Source organism: Thermobifida fusca NBRC 14071 = JCM 3263, from assembly GCF_001592045.1.
GTDB classification, from domain to species: domain Bacteria; phylum Actinomycetota; class Actinomycetes; order Streptosporangiales; family Streptosporangiaceae; genus Thermobifida; species Thermobifida fusca.
In genome coordinates, this window is record NZ_BCWB01000044.1 from 1 (window position 1) to 19,388 (window position 19,388).

Below are 19,388 nucleotides of genomic sequence, written 5' to 3' on the forward strand. Positions count from 1 at the left end.
CCTGGGCCGTGCCGCCGTCCCCCGGAGGGTTCTTCCCGCCGACCGGGGGATTCCCGACACTGCACGGCTCCTCCCCGTTCGAAGGCGCCCCACCGCCCGGCAAGCCGCAGCGCAGCGGCCGGGTAGTGCTGATCGCTGCCGTGACCGCCCTCATCACCAGTCTGATCGTCGGCCCGGCAGCATCCGTCGCCACCGCCTACTTCCTCAGCGAGCAGGTGGCAGCCAACCCGGCTGCCACCTCGGCGGCCTCGGGGGACGTCACCAAAGTCGCCGCGAAAGCCCTGCCGAGCGTGGTGTCCATCGCCACCGCCGAAGGCGGCGGCAGCGGGTTCATCATCAGGGACGACGGGCTCATCGTCACCAACAACCACGTGGTCTCTGACGCGCAAGAGCTGACCGTGCTGTTCCACGACGGTTCGCAGGCGTCCGCCACGATCGTGGGCACCGACCCGGTCTCCGACCTCGCCGTCATCCGGGCTCAAGGCGTCTCCGGGCTCACCCCGGCGTCCCTCGGCGACTCCGACCAGGTGGAAGTCGGAGCTGAAGTAGTCGCCATCGGCGCGCCGCTCGGCCTGTCCGGCACGGTCACCTCGGGCGTGGTCAGCGCGGTGGAACGCCCCGTCAACACGGGTGTCAGCGGACAGCAGGACAGCCCGCTCCTGCCCTCCCCCGACGAGGAGGAGCCGCAGGCCACCACGTCGACGGTGATCGACGCGATCCAGACCGACGCCCCGATCAACCCCGGGAACTCGGGGGGACCGCTCGTGAACATGAACGGCGAAGTCATCGGGATCAACACGGCGATCGCGACGACGAGCGGCAACTTCATGTCGCAGTCCGGGTCCATCGGACTCGGCTTCGCCATCCCGATCAACCAGGCCAAACCCATCATCGAAGAGCTGATCAACACGGGCAAGGCCACCTACGCCGCGATCGAAGCCTCCGTCACCGTGGCTGAGGACGGTCCCGGGGCGGAACTCGTGGAAGTGAACCGGGGCGGCGCAGCAGACCAGGCCGGGCTGCGCAAGGGCGACGTCATCATCCGGATCGAAGACCGCATGGTGACCGACCCCAACGTGCTCATCGCCGAGATCCGCTCCCACCGTCCCGGGGACACCGTCACCATCACCTACCAGCGCGGCGGCCAGACCGCGCAGACCACGGTCACGCTGGCCGCCCAGTCGCTGGACAACTGACGGTTGTCGTCCGCGTCGGAACGTCGCCAGACTTCCCCGGCCGTTCCTTCCTACGGCCCGCATCCTCAGGCCGGGGAGAGGGCTGCGGGCCGTCGCTCACCACCGAGGGCGCGGCCCGCAGCCGAGTCCTGCGCTGGCGGGCCACCGACGAACGGGCCAAGGTGATGGTGCCGCCCACCGTGGCGAGCGCACTGACCACGATCACGGTGAGCGGAAGCGCCCCCGTGGGCAGGGACTCGCCGAGCAGCGAGACCCCGATGAGCACCGCGGTGAGCGGGTCGCTGATCAGTAGCGTGGCATAGGCGAGAGCGAAGTGGTCGGTGCGGTAGGAGCCTTGGACGAGCAGGTAGCCGCACACCCCGATCACCGCGGTCACCAGCGTCAACGGGCGGAGCACCGAGAGCGGGTCGTCGAGCGCGGCCACCCCGATGACCCTGACCAGGGCGGACAGGGTCGCAAACCCGACACCCCCGCAGAGGGCCAGCACCCACGCCCGCAGCGCCCCGGAGACAAACCGGGAGACGAGCAGGCCGCCGAGCATGACCACCCCCGTTGCCGTGGGCAGAATCCACGCGGTGGACGGAGGAGGGTCGACAGGGGGACCGGAATGCCCGTACAGGGTCCCGACCAGCGCGACCAGACCGAACGTGACTGTGAGACATCCCACAATCTCTGTTCCGGTGAGTGCGCGCCGGTGCAGCACCGCCGACACCACCACAGCGCATAACAGGCCACCGACCCCGATGGGTTGGACAATCATGAGCGGCGCTCCGGTCAGCGCCCAGACATGGGCGACCGTGCCGATTCCACTGAGTCCGGTGCCTATCAGCCAGAGCGGGCTGCGGAGCAGACAGCGCAGCAGTTCCCACTGCCCCGACACCTCGGCCGGGACACCCCCCAGAATCGCTCGTTCCTGGAGTGCCGCACCGGTCGCGAAAGCAACCGCCCCTAGCGCGGCAGCGATGATGGCCCCCGTCATAGACCAGCCCCTTGCCTGACAGCGGCGCACGGCACGCGGCACCTCCGGAAAAGCGTTCCGGTGTCCGCGGTGCGCGACGGTTCCAGCAATCGCCCCCCGTCGCGGGCGAAACGTCGGGACCCTGAAAGGGGGACAAAGTGGAGACTACTGGCTCGGCTGACCTGGACAGCACACCGGACCGGCGTCACCCCGGACAGGCCGGCCCCGGCTCAGAAAAAATACCGGAACACCACAGATCACAGCCGATCAGCGAGGTCACGCATAGTGTGCAGGAGGTCCACCAGCACCGGGCGCAGCCTCGGGTCGACCTGGTGGAACAGGTCGTGCAACCGGTCGCGGACGAGCGTCTGATGCGCGTGGAGCGCCCGCATACCCTCGTCAGTGACACTGACGACTGTGGCCCGCTCATCCTCCTCGGAGCGGCGGCGCCGCACCATCCCTTTCCGCTCCAACTGCTGGAGCATCCGGGTGGCAGAAGGAGAGGAGATCCCAGCAGCGTGAGCAATCTCGCCGACCGTAGGGTGGGTGACCGCGAGGGCACTTTCCAGCAGCAGGGCCTGGGCGAGAGTCAGGCGGGGCTCCGTTCCGCTCGGCACACGGCCCCGGGCACGAGCGACTGCTCGCACCAGTTCTCCCCATGCGTGTGAGAACTCCGCGAACTCAGCGTCGCTGCGCTCCACCTCTGTACCTCGCTCGACGGTTACTCCGCGCTTTTAGTTAGCATAGACAATAATTAGTCAAGTCACATAAGAAGGCGGAAAATCCGGCAACCGTATCGACCATTGTGAGGGGGGCGCATATTGATATGGCTACTGGTTGCGCACTTCACGGCTGCGGCACTAGCTCCGGCGCTAGTCCGTAAGTGGGGGCGGCAGGCCTTCTTCGCGCTCGCACTTGTCCCCGCGAGCGCCGCAATCTGGGCACTCCCCCGGGCGCCAGGCGTGATCGCCGGTGAACCGGAACTGTTCTTCCTCCCATGGGCGCCCAACTACCAGCTGGCCCTGGCCTTCCGCATGGATGCGCTCAGCCTCGTCATGCTGCTGCTGGCAGCGGGGATCGGCGCCCTCATCCTCCTCTACTGCGCCCGCTACTTCAGCGACGACGAACCGGGCCTCGGCCGCTTCGCCGGAGTCCTCACCGGTTTCGCCGGTGCCATGATCGGCCTGGTCCTCGCCAACGACCTCATCCAGCTCTACCTGTACTGGGAGCTGACCACCGTCTTCTCCTACCTGTTGATCGGCCACTACCCCGAGCGGCGCGACAGCCGGCGTGCCGCAGCCATGGCGATCAACGTGACCACCATGGGCGGCCTCACCATGCTGGTCGGCCTGGTCATCCTGGGGGAAAGCGCGGGCACCTACCTCATCTCCGGCATCCTTGCCGAGCCGCCGAGCGGGACCGCCGTCACCGTGGCGCTCGTCCTGATCCTGGTCGGTGCCCTGTCGAAGTCGGCGATCTTCCCGTTCAGCCTGTGGCTTCCCGCAGCCATGCAGGCCCCCACCCCGGTCAGCGCCTACCTGCACGCCGCTGCCATGGTCAAAGCCGGGGTGTACCTGATCGCACGGCTCACCCCCGCCTTCGGTGACATCCCGGCCTGGCAGTACACCGCGGTCATCCTCGGCACAGCGACGATGATCGGGTCCGGGTGGCGGGCCCTGCGCCAGCACGACCTGAAACTGCTGCTGGCCCACGGAACCGTGAGCCAGCTCGGCTTCCTCACCGCGATCTTCGGCATAGGGACGCGGGATGCCGCACTCGCCGGACTGGCCATGCTGTGCGCGCACGCACTGTTCAAAGCCCCGCTGTTCCTCGTCGTCGGCATCATCGACCACAGCACCGGAACGCGGGACCTGCGGGAGCTGTCCGGGCTGCGCAAGAAGATGCCCGTCGTGTTCTGGACGTCGGTAGTCGCACTGATGTCCATGGCCGGCCTGCCGCCCATGGCCGGGTTCGCCGCCAAAGAGGCCGCGTTCGGCGCGTTCGAGCACGCCGACACCCTCCTCGCCACCCTCGCCCTGGCCGGAGTGGTGGTCGGCACGCTCTTCACCGTCGGCTACAGCCTGCGGTTCCTCTGGGGCGCGTTCTTCGACAAAGAGAACACCTCCCCCACTCCGCTCCTCCATCCCCCGGGACCGCTGTTCGTCGCTCCCGCCATCGTCCTCGCGGCCCTCAGCCTCCTCGGCGGGTTCGGCGCGTCCCTCGCCGACCCGGTGTTCGCCAGCTACGCCGACACCGTTCCCGGCGCTGGGCACGACCCCGCCCACCTAGCGCTCTGGCACGGCCTCTCCCTCCCGCTGCTGCTGACCGCGCTCTGCCTGGCCGGCGGTCTCCTGCTGTTCCGCTGGCGGGTCATGGTCGCGTGGCTGGGCGCCCGGTTCGCGCTTCCCGAAGCCGGGAACGTCTACCGGCGGATCGTCTACTACCTCTCCAGCTTCGCCACCCAGGTCACCGGCCTCACCCAGCGCGGGTCCCTCCCGCTCTACCTGGGCACGATCCTCGTGTCCCTGCTCGTCGTCAGCACGGCGCCGATCGTGTGGGGACGGCTGTGGACGCTGGACGTGCCGCCGGTGCGCTGGATCGACACGCCGCCCCAGCTCATCCCGGCCGCGATCATCATCATTGCGGCGCTGTGGACGCTGATCGTGCGCGGGCGGCTGTTCGCGGTAGTGCTCGTCGGCATGACCGGCTACGGCACCGCCACCCTGTTCGCCCTGCACGGCGCCCCCGACCTGGCGCTCACCCAGTTCCTAGTGGAGACCGTCAGCCTCGTCGTGTTCGTGCTCGTGCTGCGGCGCCTCCCACCCCAGTTCTCCACGCCGGTGCTCCGCAGCCGCCGCCTCGTGAACCTGGCGATCGGCATCGGCAGCGGAATCCTGGTGGCTGTCATGGCCTACCTCACTCTCGCGGGACGGCAGGCCGAATCCATCTCCGAAGGATTCCCCGCCGCGGCGGAAGAAGCCGGGGGAAGCAATATCGTCAGCGTGCTGCTGGTGGACGTCCGCAGTTGGGACACCATGGGGGAGATCTCGGTGCTGGCCGCGGTCGCCGCCGGCGTGGCGAGCCTGCTGTTCGTCCGGCGCCGCACCCGCCTGCCCCACACCCACATCGAAACCGGGCGAATCGTGGCGCGGCTCCCCCAGCCGCCCTCCAACGGGGAAAGCGAATGGTCGCCGCTGCCGCTGACCTATGTCGGCGACATCATCACCCCCCGCGTGGCGCACAAGCCGCTGTGGCTGCCTGGGGTGCTGACCCTCGCGCAAGAGCGCCGGTCGATCATCTTCGAGGTCGTGGCGCGCCTCATGTTCCCCGTGATCATCCTCATCTCCGTCTTCCTCCTGCTCACCGGGCACAGCCACGTCGGAGGAGGATTCGCGGGCGGCATCGTCGCGGGCCTCGGCCTCATGGTGCGCTACCTGGCGGGCGGCCGCCACGAGCTGTACCTCTCGCTGCGGCTCCCCCCGGGCCTGCTCATCGGCCTCGGGCTCTCCATCACCACGGGCACGGCACTGGCCGGAGCCATCTTCGGAACCGAGATCTTCGCCGGAGGGGCGTTCGACCTGCACCTGCCCTTCTTGGAGCCGATCCACCTCACCTCGGCACTCGCTTTCGACTTCGGTGTCTACGTGCTGGTCATCGGCCTCATCCAGGACATCCTGTACAGCCTCGGCGCGGGCATCGACGAACAGGCTGAGAAGGACAGCCGTACCGGTAAGGCACCCGAATACGAAAGCGAGGAGGTGACCGCGTGAACGACACCCCTACCCTCCTGCTCGTCATCGTGATCGGTGTCCTCGTGACTGCCGGGGTGACGCTGCTGCTGGAACGGAGCCTCACCCGCATCCTGCTGGGCGTGGTCCTCCTCGGCAACGGCGTCAACCTGCTCATCCTGTCCGCAGGGGGCGCCGCGGGGGGACCACCGCTCCTCAGCCTCACCCCGGAAGGGGAGATGGCTGACCCGCTCCCCCAGGCGATGATCCTCACTGCGATCGTCATCACCCTGGGCGTGACCGCGTTCCTGCTGGCCATGGCCTACCGGAGCTGGCAGCTGCAGGGCAACGACGAAGTCCAGGACGACGCGGAAGACCGGCGTATCGCCACCGGCGGGGAGCGGCGGCGCCTGCGCCAGTACATCCGCGCGCAGAAACGGGCGCTGCGCCAGGCGATCCGCGCCCAGCGGATGGAACTGGAAGCGCAGATCGAAGCGCAGGACGAACTGGAAGAAGCCGAGCGGGCGATCCTCCGCGAACAGATCGCCCAGGCCCGCCGCGACCTGGACGAACGCTTGGAAGCCGCGGACGACAAAGACCGGGAGCGGATCATCTTCCAAGCCGACCACGCGCAAGCGGCCGCGCTGGATGAGGCCAAACGGCGGGTGCGGGAAGCCCGCAAGGAGCTCGCTGAGCACCGGCGTGCCGACCGGGAGTACGAACGCCGCCTGCGGCGGGAGCTGCGCCAGCGCATCCGCGCCCAGAAACGGCAGCTGCGTGCGAGCATCCGCGCAGAACGCGAACGCCTGGCCCGAGCCGAAGACAGCGACATGCAGGGGGTGGACTACTGATGGAGGCCCTTCTTCCCTACCTGGTGCCGCTGCCGGTGGTGGTGCCGCTCCTCGCGGCCGGCCTGAAGTTCGCGATCGGTGTCCGCTCCCCCCTCCTCAACCAGATGATCAGCGTGGTCGCCCTGGTCGTGGTACTGGCCACGGGCGGGGCACTGCTGTTCGGGGTGCACGCTTACGGACCCCAGGTCGTGCAGGTGGGCGGCTGGGAGTTCCCGATCGGGATCACCCTGGTCGCGGACCGGCTCTCCGCGCTGATGGTGACCGTCTCCTCAGCGATCACCCTGGGCGTCCTCGTGTACTCCATCGGGCAGGGGATCGCCGACCAGGAGGAAGCCACTCCGCTCGCGATCTTCTACCCCACGTTCCTCATCCTGGTGGCGGGGGTGTCCAACGCTTTCCTCACCGGGGACCTGTTCAACCTGTACGTCGGGTTCGAGATCCTGCTGACCTCCAGCTATGTGCTGATGACGCAGGGCGGCACCCTCGCCCGGATCCGGGCGGGATCCACCTACGTGGTGGTGTCGCTGCTCTCGTCCGTGGTGTTCCTGATCGCTATCGCCCTGATCTACGCGGCCACCGGCACCGTGAACATGGCGCACCTGGCGCTGCGGCTCGCGGAACTGCCGACCGAACTGCAACTGACTCTCCAGGCGATCCTGCTGATGGCGTTCGCCATCAAAGCCGCGGTGTTCCCGCTCTCGGCGTGGCTGCCTGACTCCTATCCGACCGCGCCCGCCCCGGTGACCGCGGTCTTCGCGGGGCTGCTCACCAAGGTCGGCGTCTACGCGATAATCCGCACGCAGACCCTGCTGTTCCCCGAGGACAGCGTGGTGGACACGCTCCTGCTGTGGGCGGCGCTCGCCACCATGGTGATCGGGATCTTCGGCGCGATGGCGCAGACCGACATCAAACGCATGCTGTCGTTCATCCTGGTCAGCCACATCGGCTACATGGTGTTCGGGATCGGGCTGGCCAGTGTCCACGGCATGTCGGGCGCGGTGTTCTACGTCGCCCACCACATCACGGTGCAGACCACCCTGTTCCTGGTCGCCGGGCTGGTGGAGCGGCGCTGCGGCAGCTCGTCCCTGAACAACGTGAGCGGGTTGGCGAAGATCTCCCCCGTGCTGGGCGTGCTGTTCTTCATCCCTGCGATGAACCTGGCCGGGATTCCCCCGCTCTCCGGGTTCCTCGGGAAACTGGGGCTCATCCAGGCCGGCGTCCAGGACGGGTCGCCGCTGGCCTACCTGCTGGTGGGCGGGGCCGTGGCCACCAGCCTGCTCACCCTGTACTCGATCGTGCGGCTGTGGAACTACGCGTTCTGGCGCGCCCCGGAGGAAGGCCGGCCTGTCGCGCTCGGCACCCTGCTGGAAAGCTCCGAGGACGAATCCTCCGACCTGCCCAACGGGAACGCCGTGCCGATTCCGGCAGGCCGAGCCCCGACCGGGATCGGCGGGAAAGCCGTGGTGACCTCCGACGTGTTCCCGCCGCTGATGCTGGGAGCGACGGTGGCCCTCGTCTTGCTGGGCGTGGCGTTCACCGTGTTCGCGGGACCGCTCATCAACTACAGCTATGAGGCCGCGGTCGAACTCACGGCCCGGACGTCCTACCTGAACGCCGTGATCCCGGGAGGTGCTGCCCAGTGACCCCGCCGTCGGTGATACCGAAGCGGTCGCCGCTGGATCTGCGGATCGGGCGGCGGATCATCAACCTGCCGACCCTGCTCACCCTGACCGTGGTGTGGATGCTGCTGTTCGGGGAGCTGTCGCTGACCATGGCACTGGGCGGCGTCCTGGTCGGCACGCTCATCATGCTGGTGTTTCCGCTGCCGACCGTGTCGCTGGGCCTGCGCCTGCACCCGGTGGGGCTCGCAGTGTTCCTCGGCCACTTCATCGTGGACCTGGTGGTGTCGAGCGCCCGCGTGGTCGCGCAGTCGTTCGCCCGGCGCCCCCCGCGCAGCTCGATCCTCGCCATCCCGCTGCGCACCCGCTCCGACCTGCTGCTCACCATCACCGCCATCTGCGTCTCGGTGATCCCCGGCAGTGTGATCGTGGAGGTCCGCTCCGGGACTTTCACCCTGTTCGTGCACATGCTCGGCACCGACGTGGACGCCGCGGAAGACGCGCGGCGCAAGGTCTTCGCCCTGGAAGAGCGGGTGGCGCGGGCGTTCGGCACCCGGGAGGAGATCGAACGCGTCGAGGCGGGAGGCGACACATGATCTACCTGTGGACCGTGATCGGGGTGCTGCTCGGTGCCGCGTCCCTGCTCGGCATGGCGCGGCTGCTGCTGGGGCCGACCATCCTCGACCGGGCGCTCGCGGTCGACGTGCTCCTGGCCTCGGCGATCACCGGGATCGGAGCGTACGCAGCATTCCACCGCGACCCCACCGTGCTGCCCACCATGCTGGTGCTGGCGGTGCTGGGATTCGTGAGTTCGGTCAGTGTCTCCCGGTTCGTGGCACGGCGGCAGCGGGGGATTGACGAGTCGGAGGGGGTCGACCAGTGACAGGGACGGAAATACTCGACTGGATCTCCGTGATCCTCCTGCTGCTGGGGGCGGCGCTGTCGTTCGCGGCAGGAGTCGGCCTGGTGCGGTTCCCCGACCTGCTGTCCCGCATGCACACCGCGGCGAAGCCGCAGGTGATGGGCCTGGTGCTCATCTCGGTCGGGTTGGGGCTGCGCCTGTTCCCCGACCCGCGAGTCGGCTTCCTGTTCCTAGTGGTGCTGTTCCAGATCCTCACCGTCCCGGTCGCCTCGCACATTGCGGCCCGGGTGGCGTATCGGACCGGACGGGTCCGCCGGGACCTCATCGGGGTGGACGAGCTGGAAGAGCAGCTTGAACCGCGCTGACCCCTGCGTGCGCTGCGTGAGCAGCTAGTACCAAGGCCGCGGACGGGTCCACCCCGTCTGCGGCCTTGTGGTGTCTCGAGCGGGCCCAGGGTGCGGTCACTGCGGCGGTTCGTCGGGGATCGTCGGCAGCCGCATGCCGATCACCGCGCCGCCGCCCTCCCGGTTGTAGGCGAACACGGTGCCGCCGTGGGCAGCCGCAATGTCGTGGACCATGGACAGGCCGAGCCCGGAGCCGGGCAGGCCGCGCGCGGCCGGGGAACGGTAGAAGCGTTCGAAGATGTGAGCGAGCTCGGATTCCGCGATCCCGGGCCCCCGGTCCCGGACCTCCACCACCCCGTCGCGGATGTGGATCTCGATCGGGGCCGTGCCCTCCGGGTCGAACTTGGCGCTGTTCTCCACAGGGTTGGAGATCGCGCGCTCCAACGCACCAGGCCGCCCCAGCACCGCGCTGTCGTCCGCGTCCACAATGATCTCCCGGCCGGTGCGGCGGCGGCTGCGCGCCGCTACCCGCTCCGCGACCTCCCGCAGCACGACTTCTTGGACCGGCTCGTCCTGGTAGGTCTCGGTCGCCAGGCTGACCAGCTCGTTGACCAGGTCGGTCAGCTCCCGGGTCTCCCCTTGCAGGTCGTCGACGAGCCGCTGCTGCGCTTCCGGGGAGAGCCGGTCGAACTGCTTCATCACACTGACGTTGGTCCGCAGGCTGGTCAGGGGGGTGCGGAGCTCGTGGGAAGCGTTCTGCACCAGCCGCCGCTGCTCTTCTTTCGCGGCGGCCAGCCTGCCCAGCATCTCGTTGAACGCGGCGCCGAGCCGTCCCACCTCGTCCCGGCCTCCCGTACTGGTCCCGCCGTCCGAGACGGCCCGGTCCAGCCGCCCCGTGGACGTGACGTATTCGGCGGCTTCAGTCAACCGCACCAGGCGGCTGGTGATGCGACGCGCCACCAGCCAGCCGGCGAGTCCGGCACCGACAAGCGCCACCACGCCGACCACCACCAACTGCGCGGCCAGAGTGTCCAGCAGCCGCTCGGTCGGTTGCAGGCGCTGCACGATCTGCACCGCGCCCAGCCCTTGGCCGAAGGAGACGGTGGCCACGCGCAGCGGCTCCCCGAGCGCATTGTCGTCCCGCAAGTGGACCAGCCCGCCAGCGTAGTGCCCGGCCACAGCGCGGTCGGCTTCGGTGACCGGCAGCGGAGCCGAAGCGCGGCCGCCGCCCAGCGGCACCATGATCTCGCCCGCCCCGTTGATGAGCTGGAACGAGAACCTCTCCGAGTGGACGAGGGTGAACTCGTGGAACCGGCTGTTGCCGGTCGACGAGTTCCGCAGCGTCTGGGCGACGTTGGAGACGGTGGCGTTGAACTCCTGTTCCGCACTGTTGCGGATCAGGGTGGCGGCAGCACTGTAGGCGAGCGACCCCATCAGCACGATCACCGCGGCAGCGACCGCGGCAAACGTCACCGCGAACCGGGTGCCGAGACTGGCACCCCCGAGCCCGCGGACCCAGCCGCGGACCTTCTCCCCTAGGGCAGCGGCAGCGCCCATTACTTCGGCCTGAGGGTGTAGCCGACGCCGCGGACCGTCTGGATCAGCGGTGTGGTGCCTTCCGGCTCCAGTTTGCGGCGCAGATAGCTGATGTAGACCGCCAGATTCTTCGATTCGGGACCGAAGTCATACCCCCAGATCCGGTCGTAGATCGTGGAGTGGTCCAGCACGATCCCCGCATTGCGGGCCAGCAGCTCCAGCAGGTCGAACTCGGTTTTGGACAGTTCCACTTCGCGTCCGGCCCGCCAGACGCGCCGCGCCCCCGGGTCGATGCGGAGGTCGCCGACTTGGATCAGCGGCTCCGCGGCCCCCTCCCCCGTGGTGGGCGCGGCACGGCGCAGCAGCGCCCGGATACGGGCCAGGAGCTCGTCGAGTTCGAAAGGCTTCGGCAGGTAGTCGTCGGCTCCGGCGTCCAGTCCAGCGACCCGGTCAGAGGTTTCCACCCGCGCGGTCAGCATGAGGATCGGGGTGCGGTCCCCTTCAGCACGCAGCACCCGGCACACGCCGAGCCCGTCGACCCCCGGCATCATCACGTCGAGGATGAGCAGGTCCACGGGGTCGGAGTGCACTGCGGCGAGCGTCTCCACACCGTCGGCGGCGGTGCGGGTCTGGTATCCCTCCAGTTGCAGCGCCCGTTCGAGGGACTCGCGGATAGCGCGGTCGTCGTCAGCGATCAGCACGGTGCGGGCAGGGCTCATATCCTCATCGTCACCCATGGGGGTTAGTGGTCGGTAAGAGGAAGCGCCAAGTGTGGTGAGAAAAGCCGGGCGTGCGGTTGGCCCGCGGAAAACGGGTAGTGGAAGGCCGTTTTCCGGTCCACCACCTCTGTGGAGGAGCATATGGCTTTCCGTATCGCCCACCTGCCGATCCGGCTCGCCGCGGGCGCGTACATCCTCAACTCCGGGCTGAACAAACGGGAAGCGGACGCGGACACCGCAGCCTACCTGCACTCCGCTGCTTCCCGAGTGCTGCCCACGCTGCGGGACATGCCGCCGGAGAAGTTCACCCGGATGCTGAGCAACAGCGAGATCGGGCTGGGCGCCGCCCTGCTGCTGCCGCTGCTGCCCAGTGCCCTGGTGGGCGCGGCGCTCACCGTGTTCGGGGCAGGGCTGCTCGGCCACTATTTCACGGAGCCGGGCGCGCGCATGGAGGACGGGATCCGTCCCACTCCCCAAGGCCTCGCCCTCGCCAAAGACGTGTGGCTGGTCGGCATGGGGCTGACCCTGCTCATCGACGGGATGCGCCCGCCCTGCCCCGTGCGGTGAGCGGGAACGGGCCTGCGTCCCCGCAAGGATGCGGGTCTACTCGGTGTCGGGCACGAACGTCTTGGTCCGTTTCATACCGGCCGCGCGTCCCTTGGCCGCGATGACCAGCGCCATCTTGCGGGACGCTTCGTCGAGCATCTCGTCGCCGAGCATGACCGCGCCGCGCCGCTGCACCCTGGTGGCGTAGTCGTAGGCGTCCAGGACGAGTTCCGCGTGGTCGTAGTCCTCCTGGGTGGGGGCGTAGACCTCGTTGGCCGCGTCCACCTGGCCGGGGTGCAACACCCATTTGCCGTCGAAGCCGAGGGCCGCGGTGCGCCGCGCGGCGCGGGTGAAGCCGTCCACGTCGCGGATCTTCAGGTAGGGGCCGTCGATCGCCTGCAGGTCGTGGGCGCGGGCGGCAGTGAGGATGCGCATGAGCACATAGTGGTAGGCGTCGCCGACGTCGTAGCCGGAGGGCTGCTCCCCCACCGTCAACGTCTTCATGTTGATGCTGGCCATGAAGTCGGCGGGGCCGTAGACGAGGGTTTCCACGCGGGGTGAGGCGGCAGCGATCTCGTTGATCCGGGTCAGTCCGCGCGCGTCTTCGATCTGCGCTTCGATCCCGATCCGCCCCACTTCCAGGCCGACTGCGCGTTCGATCTGAGTGAGCAGCGTGTCCAGCCACAGGATGGGGGCGGGACCGGTGACTTTAGGCAGCACCAGGCAGTCCAGTGCGGCTCCGGCGCCTTCCACCACGGTGATGACGTCGCGGTAGGCCCAGGCCGTGGTGGCGTCGTTGATGCGGACGGTGCGCACTTTGCCGTCCCAGCCGCCCTCGTTGAGCGCGGCGACCGCGGCCTCCCGGGCTCTCTCTTTCTCCGATGGCGCGACCGCGTCCTCCAGGTCGAGGAAGAAGGCGTCTACCGCAAGCCCGCGGGCCTTCTCAATGAACCGGGGGTTGGATGCCGGGACCGCGAGCACCGACCGTCGCGAACGCGACGCGACCGCATTCATGGCTGACTCCCTGAACTGAGAAAACACCGGTATTACCGCCCCCATCCTGACAAAACAGGGGTTGGGGAGCCGGCGCGGGGCCCCTAAGCTGGCGCGCGGAGCAGTCGATGCGGGAGACGGGAGGGCCATGACGAACACCGGTCCGGTGGAGGCGTATCCGACCAGCGCGCACTGGGGCACGTTCGAAGTCCTGGTCCGCGACGGCCGCGTGGTGGGGGTTCGCCCCGACCCGGCGGATCCGGCGCCTTCCCCGCTCATCGACAACGTGCCGGACGCCCAGCACCATCCCACGCGGATCGATCGGCCCGCGGTGCGCCGGCGCTGGCTGGAGCACGGCCCCGGTCCGGATGCGCAGCGCGGGGAGCGCGACGACGAGTACGTGGCAGTGGACTGGGATACCGCGCTCGACCTGCTCGCCGCCGAACTCGACCGGGTGCGGCGCACCTACGGCAACGAGGCGATCTTCGGCGGCTCCTACGGGTGGGCGAGCGCGGGACGCTTCCACCACGCGCAAAGCCAGTTGCACCGTTTCCTCAACACGATCGGCGGCTACACCCGGTCGGTGGCCACGTACAGCCACGGGGCCGCCGAAGTGTTCCTGCCGCACGTGGTGGGTGCTGAGGGCGCCCACGCACTGCTGTACCGCGCCCCGACGTGGGAGACGATCGCGGAGCACACCGACCTGCTGGTGAGCTTCGGCGGGCTGCGCGTGTCCAACACGTGGGTGGCCTCCGGCGGGCGGGCCGCGCACACCGCGGAAGGGGGGATGCGGGAGGCGGCGCGTCGGGGCACCGAGTTCGTGTCCATCAGTCCGCTGCGGGACGACGCCGCTGCCGAGCTCAACGCCCGCTGGCTTCCGGCCGTCCCGGGCACGGACACGGCGATCCTGCTGTCCCTCATCTTCACGCTGATCGCTGAAGACCGGGTCGACACCGCGTTCCTGGAACGGTACACGGTGGGCTGGCCGCACCTGCGCGACTACGTGCTGGGGAAGCGCGACGGGGTGGCGAAGACCCCGGAGTGGGCGGCGGCGCTCAGCGGAATCCCCGCGGCTGAGCTGCGGGAGTTGGCGCTGCGGATGGCCCAGGGGCGCACGTTGATCAATGTCGGCTGGTCGGTGCAGCGCGCCCGGTACGGGGAGCAGCCGCTGTGGGCAGGGCTGGCCCTGGCCGCCTGCCTGGGGCAGATTGGTCTCCCCGGGGGCGGGTTCGCCACCGGGTACGGGTCGATGGGCAGCTACGGGGGCGGGTTCACTCCGCGCGCGCTGCCCCGCCTGCCGCAGGGCCGCAACCCGGTGGACACGCTGATCCCCGTGGCGCGGATCGCTGACATGCTGCTGTGCCCGGGAGAGCCGTTTGACTTCAACGGGCAGCGGCTGCGCTACCCCGAGATCCACCTCGTGTACTGGGCGGGCGGCAACCCCTTCCACCACCACCAGGACTTGGCCCGGCTGCGGCGGGCGTTCGCCCGCCCGGACACGGTGGTGGTTCACGAGACGCACTGGACGGCGACGGCCCGCCACGCCGACGTGGTGCTTCCGGTGACCACGTCGCTGGAACGCGAGGATTTCGCGGCGAGCCGCGGGGATCTGCGGCTGCGGGTGATGCGGCGGGCGGTGCCGCCGCACGGTGCGGCCCGTGACGAGTACGCCATCTTCACCGGTCTGGCGGAGCGGCTGGGCACAGTGGAGGAGTTCACGGAAGGGCGCGACGTCCGGCAGTGGCTCCGCCACTTGTACGAGGAGTGGCGTGAACGGCAAGGGCCGGAGGTGGAGCTGCCGGACTTCGACCGCTTCTGGGCGGATGGGGGCGTCGACATCCCGCACCGCGTGATGGATACCACATTTTTCGGTGCTTTCCGTGCCGACCCGCAGGCGCATCCGCTGGGCACGCCGAGCGGACGCATCGAACTGTACTCGGAGACGATCGCCGGGTTCGGCTACCCCGATTGCCCGGGGCATCCGACGTGGCTGGACCCGCCCGAGCGGCCGGGGACGCCGCGCGCCCAGCAGTGGCCGCTCGTCTTGGTCGCCAACCAGCCCAAGGACCGACTGCACAGCCAGCAGGACATGGGCGCCCACAGCCGGGCAGGTAAGATCGCCGATCGTGCCCCGGTGCGGCTGCACCCGGACGACGCGGCTGCGCGCGGCATCACCGACGGCGATGTGGTACGCCTGTTCAACGACCGGGGCTCCTGCCTGGCGGGCGCCGTACTGGACGACGGGGTGCGGCCGGGTGTGGTGCAGTTGTCCACGGGTGCCTGGTTCGACCCGTCCTCGCCGGACACGGCGACCTGCGTGCACGGCAACCCGAATGCGGTCACTATCGACGTGGGCGCATCGCGGCTGAGCCAAGGCTGCACCGGCCAGGTGACACTAGTCGAGGTCGAACGGTTCGACGGTGCGCCGCCCCCGGTACGCGCGTTCGTCCCCCCGCGTATCGTCGGACACACCCATTGACCGGGAGGACTTCCCCCTGGGGTCCCTCAATCCCCTGGAGTGCAAACCACCATGAAACGTCGATCCTCTTCGCGGCCTGCCCGATCTGCCCGGCCTTCGTCGCAGCGCCAGCGCTCCGGCCCGGGCCGCCGTTCCCTCGGCCCGCTGCTGCGGCTCGCCCTGCCGGTGCTCGCCACCGCGCTCACCTTGGGGTCGCTTCTCATCAACGTCATGGCGGGCGGTTTCACCACGACGCAAGGGGTGACCGCGTGGGCGCTGACCGGGGTGAGCGCGCTGGCGTGCGCTTTCGCATGGTGGACCTATGTCGCGGCCTCTGCCGCGGAGAAGAAGAAGCGCGCCGCTGAGCCTCCGTACCCTGGCGTGGGGGAAGGTTTCGACGCTGAGAGCGCCTACGGTTACGGCGACGGTTACGACGACGCGGACCGGGCTGCCCCTGAGGGCCCCGCGCACGCGGACGAGGCCGCGTACGACGCTCCTGCTGACGGCGCTTACGACGGCCCCGGCGGCTCCGGGGAGACCACTGCGGTGTGGAATCCGCCGCCCAGCGGTGGTGCAGCGGGGTCGACCGCTGTCTTCAGCCCAGGGGACACTGGCGGCCCTGCCTTGGGGGACACTGGCGGCTTCCCGCCTCCTGCGGACGCTGCGGCTCCTCCCGTCCAGGACGCCGAGCACACTATCGTCGGGGCTCGCTGGGACGCCACCCCGTCCGAACCCGACAGCACTCCGCCGCCTCCCCCCGGTCCCGCACCGTCCTCCGGCCCAGCGCCCACTCCCCCGCTGGCGGATCCGCCCGCCCCGGAAGCGGGGGACACCGGTGGTTTCCCCACCATTCCCGCACCGCCGTACAGCACGCCGTACTCCGGCGGTCCCAGCAGCACACCGCCGAGCTCTTTCGCCGACGACCCGCTCAGTGGCCCCGCCCCCGCCTCCGGGCCGTGGCGTCCCGCAGGGGAGGCTGCGCCTCGTGAGGAGCGCACCCCGTGGGCTTCGAACCCGACCGGCGGTGTCAACTCCGCGAGCGACATCCTCGGCGGCGGTCCCGCTCCGGGCCAGGGAGCGCCCCCGGCAGACCCGCTTGGCGGGCCGCCCACCCCTCCGAACAGCGGAACCGTCCCCCGCTACCCCGCCCAGGGAGTGAGCCACTACCCGGGCTACCGGGGCGACCTTTTCGCGGACCACGAGCGTCGGGAGACCGGACCCGACCGCCGTGAAGACGGCCCGTGGCCGTATCCGCCGCCGCCTCAGCACTGACCACCGGATCGCCGCACGGATCGGGGTTTCCGGCTCTCCTCCGCTACCCAACGCCAGAACAATAGGTTAGCCTTGTCTAAGTTTTTGGCGGTGTGTCCACGGAGGACTACGGTGCCTTTGCGGCTACAGCACTCCCCTGTCCGGGTTGGCATCCGGTGAGTCGAGAGCAGTTGGCTACAGTCGTCCGCGACCACGTTGACCTCGACGACGCTTCCACTGCCCGTGCCGCACTGGTCCGGCACATGTCCGCGCGGGCCACGACCCATGCGCTGCGCGCAGGCGGACTTGCTGCGGCCCTCGGCGTCCTCGTGCTGGCGGCACTCCTCAGCCTGGCCGTGGGAGCCAAACCCATCCCGCTGTCCGTGGTGTGGGACGCGCTCTGGCACTTCGACGGCTCCTACGACCACACCGTCATCCTGGGGCTGCGCGGTCCCCGGACCGTCCTGGGGGTCACGGTCGGCGCGGCCCTCGGCCTCGCCGGAGCCCTCATGCAGGTGCTGGTCCGCAACCCGATCGCCGACCCCGGGCTGCTCGGCGTCAACATGGGGGCCACCACCGCCGTGGTGGCAGCCATCTACCTGTTCGGCCTGACCGGTATCGACGCCTACGTGTGGTTCTCCTTCGCGGGGGCTGCGCTGACCGCCCTCCTCGTCTACTTCCTCGGCACGCGGGGCCGCACCAGCGCCACCCCGGTCCGGCTCGCTCTCGCGGGCACCGCGGTCAGCGCCGTCCTGCTCGGCCTCACCAACGGCGTCATCCTCTTCCACGACTTCGTCTTCCAAGAGATCCGGTTCTGGCAGGTCGGCTCCCTGGCCGGACGGGACCTGGCGATCTTCGGCACGGTCGCCCCGTTCCTCGCCGTCGGCGCGCTGATCGCCCTCGCGTTGGGCTGGTCGCTGAACGCGCTCGCGCTCGGTGAGGACCTCGCCGCCGCGCTGGGCGCGCGGATCGGCCGCATCCGGTTGTGGACCGCGATCGCCATCGTCCTGCTGTGCGGGGCGGCGACCGCCGCGACCGGGCCGATCGCCTTCGTCGGCCTCGCCGTGCCGCATGCGGCACGGCTGCTCACCGGACCGGACCAGCGCTGGCTCCTGCCGTTCTCGGCCGTGTTCGGGGCGATCCTGCTCGTGCTCTCCGACACGCTGGGCCGGGTGGTGCTGCCCAACGGGGAGCTGGAAGTCGGCATCATCACCGCACTGGTGGGCGCCCCGGTCTTCATCGTCCTCGTCCGTCGTGCGAGGTTGGTCCAACCGTGACCGCGATCCCCCTCCGCTCGCTCCGTGTGGGGCCGGTAGCGCTCCGCCTCCGCCCGCGCGTACTCGTCTCCTGCCTGGCTCTGGCTGTCCTCGTCCTCGCAGCGTTGACGGCCTGCCTCATCGTCGGCGACTACTCGATTCCGCTGCGCCGCATCCCCGCCGCGCTGTTCGGCTCCGGGGAGCGGCTCGACGTGTTCTTCGTGCGCGACGTGCGGCTGCCGCGCGCGCTCACCGCGGCCCTGGTGGGCGCGGCCCTAGGCACGGCAGGCGCCGTGTTCCAAAGCCTGTCGCGCAACCCGCTGGGCAGTCCGGACATCATCGGGTTCACCGCGGGAGCCTCCACCGGGGCGGTGCTCACCATCCTGGTGGTCGGCGGCGGCATGCTGTCCACTGCGCTGGGGGCGATGCTCGGCGGAGTGGGTACGGCCGTGCTCGTCTACCTGCTCGCCCTCCGCCGCGGCGTGCAGGGCTACCGCCTCATCCTGGTGGGCATCGGGATCAGCGCCATGCTCGGTGCGGTGACCCACTACCTCATCACCCGCGCGGAACTCACCGATGCGCTGTCCGCCCAGGTGTGGCTGGTCGGTACCCTCAACTCGCGCGAGTGGCCGCACGTAGCCGCGGTGGGGATCGGCTGCGCCGTGCTGATCCCGTTCCTGCTGCGGCTAGGCGCCCAGTTGCGGCTCATGGAAATGGGGGAAGACACCGCGCGGGCCTTGGGCGTGGCCACGCAGCGCACCCAGACACTGGCGCTGCTCGCGGCGAGCGCGCTCACCGGGATCGCTATCGCGGTCTCCGGCCCGATCGCTTTCGTCGCTTTGGCTGCCCCTCAGCTCGCCCGCCGGCTGACCCGCGCCGACGGGACGACTCTCGTGGCCTCTGCGCTCATGGGAGCAGCACTCCTGCTCTGCTCGGACCTGGTGGCGCTGCGGCTGCTGGCACCGGTCCAGCTTCCTGTGGGCGTGGTCACCACGGTTGTTGGCGGAACCTACCTGGTGTGGCTGCTGTACGCGGAGTGGCGGAGCGGCCGTGCCTGACACACGAGGTGAG

General features: G+C 69.6%; 17 protein-coding genes. 12 read left to right on the forward strand and 5 right to left on the reverse strand.

Annotated features, from left to right (window positions below):
* Positions 1-1,196, forward strand: a 1,196-nt coding sequence (locus TF1_RS11460) for a S1C family serine protease (protein ID WP_061783883.1), incomplete at its 5' end; no start/stop codon positions are given.
* Here the strand turns inward: TF1_RS11460 and TF1_RS11465 are convergent.
* A complete protein-coding gene (locus TF1_RS11465; RefSeq protein ID WP_016188131.1) occupies positions 1,165-2,175 on the reverse strand; it encodes a DMT family transporter in 1,011 nt (336 codons plus the stop codon). The genes TF1_RS11460 and TF1_RS11465 overlap by 32 nt on opposite strands.
* A 236-nt stretch (positions 2,176-2,411) precedes the next feature.
* Positions 2,412-2,801 carry a MarR family winged helix-turn-helix transcriptional regulator gene (locus TF1_RS11470; protein WP_234351620.1) on the reverse strand — a complete coding sequence of 130 codons (390 nt, stop codon included), beginning with the start codon at positions 2,799-2,801 and terminating at the stop codon, positions 2,412-2,414.
* Positions 2,802-2,975: 174 nt separating this feature from the next.
* Here TF1_RS11470 and TF1_RS11475 point away from each other — a divergent pair, with 174 nt between their 5' ends.
* Genes TF1_RS11475 through mnhG form a run of 6 tightly spaced genes read left to right on the forward strand, consistent with a single transcriptional unit; the run spans position 2,976 to position 9,579 of the window.
* A complete protein-coding gene (locus TF1_RS11475) occupies positions 2,976-5,924 on the forward strand; it encodes a Na+/H+ antiporter subunit A (protein ID WP_061783885.1) in 2,949 nt (982 codons plus the stop codon).
* Complete coding sequence (locus TF1_RS11480) at positions 5,921-6,733, forward strand: Na(+)/H(+) antiporter subunit C (RefSeq protein WP_011290796.1); 813 nt, start codon at positions 5,921-5,923, stop codon at positions 6,731-6,733. The genes TF1_RS11475 and TF1_RS11480 overlap by 4 nt, the downstream gene beginning before the upstream one ends.
* On the forward strand, positions 6,733-8,376 hold the full coding sequence (locus TF1_RS11485) for a Na+/H+ antiporter subunit D (protein ID WP_011290795.1): 1,644 nt from the start codon (positions 6,733-6,735) through the stop codon (positions 8,374-8,376). The genes TF1_RS11480 and TF1_RS11485 overlap by 1 nt, the downstream gene beginning before the upstream one ends.
* Positions 8,373-8,948: a Na+/H+ antiporter subunit E gene (locus TF1_RS11490; RefSeq protein WP_011290794.1), complete on the forward strand. Its 576-nt coding sequence runs from the start codon at positions 8,373-8,375 to the stop codon at positions 8,946-8,948. Before TF1_RS11485 ends, TF1_RS11490 begins: the two co-directional genes overlap by 4 nt.
* Positions 8,945-9,235 (forward strand): monovalent cation/H+ antiporter complex subunit F, encoded by a 291-nt coding sequence (locus TF1_RS11495; protein WP_011290793.1) that lies wholly within the window; start codon positions 8,945-8,947, stop codon positions 9,233-9,235. Before TF1_RS11490 ends, TF1_RS11495 begins: the two co-directional genes overlap by 4 nt.
* Positions 9,232-9,579, forward strand: a complete 348-nt coding sequence (mnhG, locus tag TF1_RS11500; RefSeq protein WP_011290792.1) for a monovalent cation/H(+) antiporter subunit G — start codon at positions 9,232-9,234, stop codon at positions 9,577-9,579. Before TF1_RS11495 ends, mnhG begins: the two co-directional genes overlap by 4 nt.
* 96 nt (positions 9,580-9,675) lie before the next feature.
* Here mnhG and TF1_RS11505 read toward each other — a convergent pair whose 3' ends face one another.
* Together TF1_RS11505 and TF1_RS11510 are read right to left on the reverse strand one after the other, a co-directional pair.
* Positions 9,676-11,115 (reverse strand): HAMP domain-containing sensor histidine kinase, encoded by a 1,440-nt coding sequence (locus TF1_RS11505; RefSeq protein ID WP_011290791.1) that lies wholly within the window; start codon positions 11,113-11,115, stop codon positions 9,676-9,678.
* Positions 11,115-11,813 carry a response regulator transcription factor gene (locus TF1_RS11510; RefSeq protein ID WP_011290790.1) on the reverse strand — a complete coding sequence of 233 codons (699 nt, stop codon included), beginning with the start codon at positions 11,811-11,813 and terminating at the stop codon, positions 11,115-11,117. The genes TF1_RS11505 and TF1_RS11510 overlap by 1 nt, the downstream gene beginning before the upstream one ends.
* A gap of 141 nt (positions 11,814-11,954) precedes the next feature.
* Between TF1_RS11510 and TF1_RS11515 the strand changes: the two genes are divergently transcribed.
* Complete coding sequence (locus TF1_RS11515) at positions 11,955-12,380, forward strand: hypothetical protein (RefSeq protein ID WP_011290789.1); 426 nt, start codon at positions 11,955-11,957, stop codon at positions 12,378-12,380.
* 36 nt (positions 12,381-12,416) lie between these two features.
* Here TF1_RS11515 and TF1_RS11520 read toward each other — a convergent pair whose 3' ends face one another.
* A complete protein-coding gene (locus tag TF1_RS11520) occupies positions 12,417-13,373 on the reverse strand; it encodes an HpcH/HpaI aldolase/citrate lyase family protein (RefSeq protein ID WP_016188128.1) in 957 nt (318 codons plus the stop codon).
* Between the two features lie 127 nt (positions 13,374-13,500).
* On the opposite strand from TF1_RS11520, the gene TF1_RS11525 reads away from it, so the two are divergent.
* The 4 genes from TF1_RS11525 to TF1_RS11540 all read left to right on the forward strand — a co-directional run bounded on the left by TF1_RS11525 (position 13,501) and on the right by TF1_RS11540 (position 19,375).
* On the forward strand, positions 13,501-15,831 hold the full coding sequence (locus tag TF1_RS11525) for a molybdopterin guanine dinucleotide-containing S/N-oxide reductase (protein WP_016188127.1): 2,331 nt from the start codon (positions 13,501-13,503) through the stop codon (positions 15,829-15,831).
* A 51-nt stretch (positions 15,832-15,882) separates the two neighbouring features.
* Positions 15,883-17,082 carry a hypothetical protein gene (locus TF1_RS16580; RefSeq protein WP_011290786.1) on the forward strand — a complete coding sequence of 400 codons (1,200 nt, stop codon included), beginning with the start codon at positions 15,883-15,885 and terminating at the stop codon, positions 17,080-17,082.
* 242 nt (positions 17,083-17,324) lie between these two features.
* Complete coding sequence (locus tag TF1_RS11535) at positions 17,325-18,338, forward strand: FecCD family ABC transporter permease (RefSeq protein ID WP_041428183.1); 1,014 nt, start codon at positions 17,325-17,327, stop codon at positions 18,336-18,338.
* Positions 18,335-19,375: a FecCD family ABC transporter permease gene (locus tag TF1_RS11540; protein ID WP_011290784.1), complete on the forward strand. Its 1,041-nt coding sequence runs from the start codon at positions 18,335-18,337 to the stop codon at positions 19,373-19,375. Before TF1_RS11535 ends, TF1_RS11540 begins: the two co-directional genes overlap by 4 nt.
* Positions 19,376-19,388 lie beyond the last annotated feature (13 nt).

Bases quoted from the DNA above. Each gene is read 5' to 3' on its own strand.
- TF1_RS11495 (WP_011290793.1), top strand. From the start codon at position 8,945: ATGATCTACCTGTGGACCGTGATCGGGGTGCTGCTCGGTGCCGCGTCC.
- TF1_RS11485 (WP_011290795.1), top strand. From the start codon at position 6,733: ATGGAGGCCCTTCTTCCCTACCTGGTGCCGCTGCCGGTGGTGGTGCCG.
- TF1_RS11505 (WP_011290791.1), bottom strand. From the start codon at position 11,115: ATGGGCGCTGCCGCTGCCCTAGGGGAGAAGGTCCGCGGCTGGGTCCGC.
- TF1_RS11465 (WP_016188131.1), bottom strand. From the start codon at position 2,175: ATGACGGGGGCCATCATCGCTGCCGCGCTAGGGGCGGTTGCTTTCGCG.
- TF1_RS11520 (WP_016188128.1), bottom strand. From the start codon at position 13,373: ATGAATGCGGTCGCGTCGCGTTCGCGACGGTCGGTGCTCGCGGTCCCG.
- TF1_RS11510 (WP_011290790.1), bottom strand. From the start codon at position 11,813: ATGAGCCCTGCCCGCACCGTGCTGATCGCTGACGACGACCGCGCTATC.
- TF1_RS11515 (WP_011290789.1), top strand. From the start codon at position 11,955: ATGGCTTTCCGTATCGCCCACCTGCCGATCCGGCTCGCCGCGGGCGCG.
- TF1_RS16580 (WP_011290786.1), top strand. From the start codon at position 15,883: ATGAAACGTCGATCCTCTTCGCGGCCTGCCCGATCTGCCCGGCCTTCG.
- TF1_RS11525 (WP_016188127.1), top strand. From the start codon at position 13,501: ATGACGAACACCGGTCCGGTGGAGGCGTATCCGACCAGCGCGCACTGG.
- TF1_RS11535 (WP_041428183.1), top strand. From the start codon at position 17,325: ATGTCCGCGCGGGCCACGACCCATGCGCTGCGCGCAGGCGGACTTGCT.